This window comes from Mesorhizobium sp. M1E.F.Ca.ET.041.01.1.1, assembly GCF_003997355.1.
In the GTDB taxonomy this organism is placed as follows: Bacteria; Pseudomonadota; Alphaproteobacteria; order Rhizobiales; family Rhizobiaceae; genus Mesorhizobium.
The window spans coordinates 1-3,139 of the sequence record NZ_RZSL01000647.1; the positions used below are offsets into that span (position 1 = coordinate 1).

Annotated in this window: 3 protein-coding genes; 2 read left to right on the top strand and 1 reads right to left on the bottom strand. The window is 66.1% G+C overall.

The window, feature by feature from the left end; genetic code table 11:
- The first annotated feature begins 182 nt into the window (after positions 1-182).
- Together EOA38_RS31855 and EOA38_RS31860 are read left to right on the top strand one after the other, a co-directional pair.
- Positions 183-2,018, top strand: coding sequence for a monovalent cation:proton antiporter-2 (CPA2) family protein (locus tag EOA38_RS31855; RefSeq protein WP_127301091.1), 1,836 nt, complete (start codon positions 183-185; stop codon positions 2,016-2,018).
- Between the two features lie 10 nt (positions 2,019-2,028).
- Positions 2,029-2,577 carry a DUF924 family protein gene (locus EOA38_RS31860; protein ID WP_127301092.1) on the top strand — a complete coding sequence of 183 codons (549 nt, stop codon included), beginning with the start codon at positions 2,029-2,031 and terminating at the stop codon, positions 2,575-2,577.
- Positions 2,578-2,587: 10 nt separating this feature from the next.
- Here the strand turns inward: EOA38_RS31860 and folK are convergent, their stop codons facing one another.
- The gene (gene folK / locus EOA38_RS31865) at positions 2,588-3,100 is read right to left on the bottom strand and encodes a 2-amino-4-hydroxy-6-hydroxymethyldihydropteridine diphosphokinase (protein WP_127301093.1); all 513 of its coding nucleotides are present in this window, start codon (positions 3,098-3,100) and stop codon (positions 2,588-2,590) included.
- Positions 3,101-3,139 lie beyond the last annotated feature (39 nt).

Below are 3,139 nucleotides of genomic sequence, written 5' to 3' on the forward strand. Positions count from 1 at the left end.
ATCGGGATATGTGGAGGCGGGCGGGACGAATAGTCAGGCATTTGGTTGTTATAGATGCCAAGCGTCCGGCACGCAAGCGGACGCCGCTTCAACGGCACCCTACCCTTCCTGGCAGGCCTCCCGCCCTTGCCTCCCGCTCCCGCTGCATGCAAGGAGTGCTTCGAAACAACGGGATGATTGGCATGGCGGCTGAAGCATCGAGCAGCGATCTGGTGCAGGTAGTGGCGCTGCTTGCCGCTGGCGTGGTCGCCGTGCCGATCTTCAAGCGCATGGGGCTGGGCTCCATCCTCGGCTACCTTGCGGCGGGCGTGGTCATCGGGCCATTCGGGCTGCGCGTTTTTTCCGAATCGGAGGCCATCCTTCATGTCGCCGAGCTTGGCGTCGTCATGTTCCTGTTCATCATCGGCCTCGAAATGCAGCCGTCGCGGCTCTGGGGCCTGCGCCGCGACATCTTTGGGCTCGGCGCCCTGCAGGTCGGCGTCTGCGCCCTGCTTCTGACCGGCGTCGGACTGGCCGGAGGTTTTCCGATCGCTCAGTCCTTCGTCGCCGGCGCCGGCTTCGTCCTGACCTCGACGGCTATCGTCATGCAACTTCTCGAGGAACGCGGCGAGATCGCCGCGCCCAAGGGTCAGCGCATCGTCTCGATCCTCCTGCTCGAAGACCTGATGATCGTGCCGCTTCTGGCGCTGGTCGCGTTCCTGGCGCCGGGCGGCGCCGACACCAGCCTGTCCGAGCGGTTCACCGAGGTTGGCATCGGCGTCGCGGCAATCGTCGGGCTGGTGGTGGCAGGACGCTATCTGCTCAACCCGCTCTTCCGCATCCTGGCCGATGCCCGCGCCCGCGAGGTGATGACGGCCGCGGCACTGCTCGTGGTGCTTGGGTCGGCTTTAGCCATGCAGCTTTCCGGCCTGTCGATGGCGATGGGCGCTTTCCTCGCCGGCGTGCTGCTCTCCGAATCGACCTTCCGCCATCAGCTCGAAGCCGACATCGAGCCGTTCCGCGGCATCCTGCTCGGCCTGTTCTTCCTTGCCGTCGGCATGTCGCTCGATCTCGGCGTCGTCGCCCGGAACTGGCGGCTCGTCGCCATCTATGTCGTCGCCTACATGATCATGAAAGCGCTCGGCATCTACATCGTCGCGCGCATGCTCAAGAGCGGCCACCGCGAAGCGCTCGAGCGCGCCGTCTTCATGGCGCAAGGCGGTGAGTTCGCCTTCGTGCTCTATTCCTCGGCGGCCGCGGTCGGCATCATCGACGGCCAGGCCAACGCCACGCTGACCGCCATCATCATCATCTCGATGGTGCTGACGCCGTTGGCAATCGTGGCGCTGCGCTACCTCACGCCGCGCGATGAGCAATCGCTGGAAGGTGTCGACATCGCCGACGGCCTCACCGGCAGCGTGCTGATCATCGGCTTCGGCCGCTTCGGCCAGATCGCCAGCCAGCCATTGCTTCTGCGCGGTCTCGACGTCTCGATCATCGACAACGAGGTCGAGATGATCCAGGCGGCGGCCGATTTCGGCTTCAAGGTCTATTACGGCGACGGCACCCGGCTCGACATCCTGCATGCGGCCGGCGCCGGCCGGGCGCGCGCCGTGTTGATCTGCGTCGACAAGCCGGACGCAGCCGTGCGCATCGCGCAACTGATCAAGTCCGAATTCCCGTTGGTCACCGTTATGGCACGTGCCTTCGACCGGGGAACCGCGCTGCAGCTCATCCGCGCCGGCGTCGACTATCAGCTGCGCGAAACCTTCGAATCGGCGCTGGTCTTCGGCGGCTCGGCGCTGGAAGCGCTGGGCGTCGACCCGGAAGAGGTCGCCGATGTCATCGAGGACGTCCGGCGCCGCGACACCGCCCGTTTCGAAACGCAACTGGCCGAGGGCGTGCGCGCCGGCCAGCGTTTCCTCAAGGGCAATATCGGCACGCCGATCCCGACGCCGCTGACCCAGCCGCGCCGCGCCGGCCGGGCGCTGAACGAAGAGACGGCCGGCGTGCTGAACAAGGCAGAGACGAAGAGCTGAGAGGTAACGCATGGCAGAGCTCGACGCGCGAGCGCTTTCCGTCACCAAATTCTGGCGCGATGCCGGCGAGGACGCCTGGTTCGAGAAAAACGACGCCTTCGACGCGGATTTCCGCAACCGCTTCCTCGAGTTGCACTATGCCGTCGCGCGGCGCGAATGCGACGACTGGAACGCGCACGCCGAAGGATCTCTGGCGCTGATGATCCTGCTCGACCAGTTCCCGCGCAATTGCTTCCGCGGTACCGGACACATGTATGCGACCGATCCGCTGGCCAGGCATTTCGCCGACAGGGCGATCGCCGCTGGCCATGACCTGGCGCTCGACCAGGCCTTGCGCGTTTTCCTCTATCTGCCCTTCGAGCATTCGGAATCGCTCGCCAATCAGCAGCGGTCGGTGGAACTCACTGCCACCCGGGCGCCCGACTATCTCAAATACGCCAAGGAGCACCTGGAGATCATCCAGCGCTTCGGCCGCTTTCCGCATCGAAACAGGATGCTCGGCCGCGAGACGACAGCGGAAGAAAAGGCATTTCTCGAGGGCGGCGGCTTCTCCGGCTGAATTCGGCGGCTCAGCCCAGCCACCACTCCCGGCCGGACGACAGGCGCTCGATCCCCGACGCATCGACGGCGCCGAGCCGCTCCGACACGCTTCTGCCGCCGACCGCGAGGCCGGGCGCGATCTCCGCCAGTGGGGCCAGCACGAAGGCCCGCTCCAGCATGCGCGGATGCGGCACCTCGAGCCCGGTTTGGTGGATCACCCGATCGCCGAACACCAGGATGTCGATGTCGATCAGACGCGGCCCCCAGCGCTCCTCGCGCACCCGCTTCAGCCGCCTTTCGACGTCCAGGCAAAGGTCGAGCAAGGCGCGCGGCGACAGTGCCGTTTCGATCGCAGCCGCGGCATTGAGGAAATCGGGCTGGTCGAGCTTGCCCCATGGCGGCGTGCGGTAAAGCGAGGAGACGGCGGTGACGCGCGTCCTGTCGTCGCCATCCAGCATGCGCAACGCCGCGGCCATGGACTTCGCCGGGTCGCCGAGATTGCCGCCGAGACTGAGATAGACGACGCTACTCTGGCCAGACAACGGTCACCTCGACATGATCGAGCACGCCCGGTACAGGGG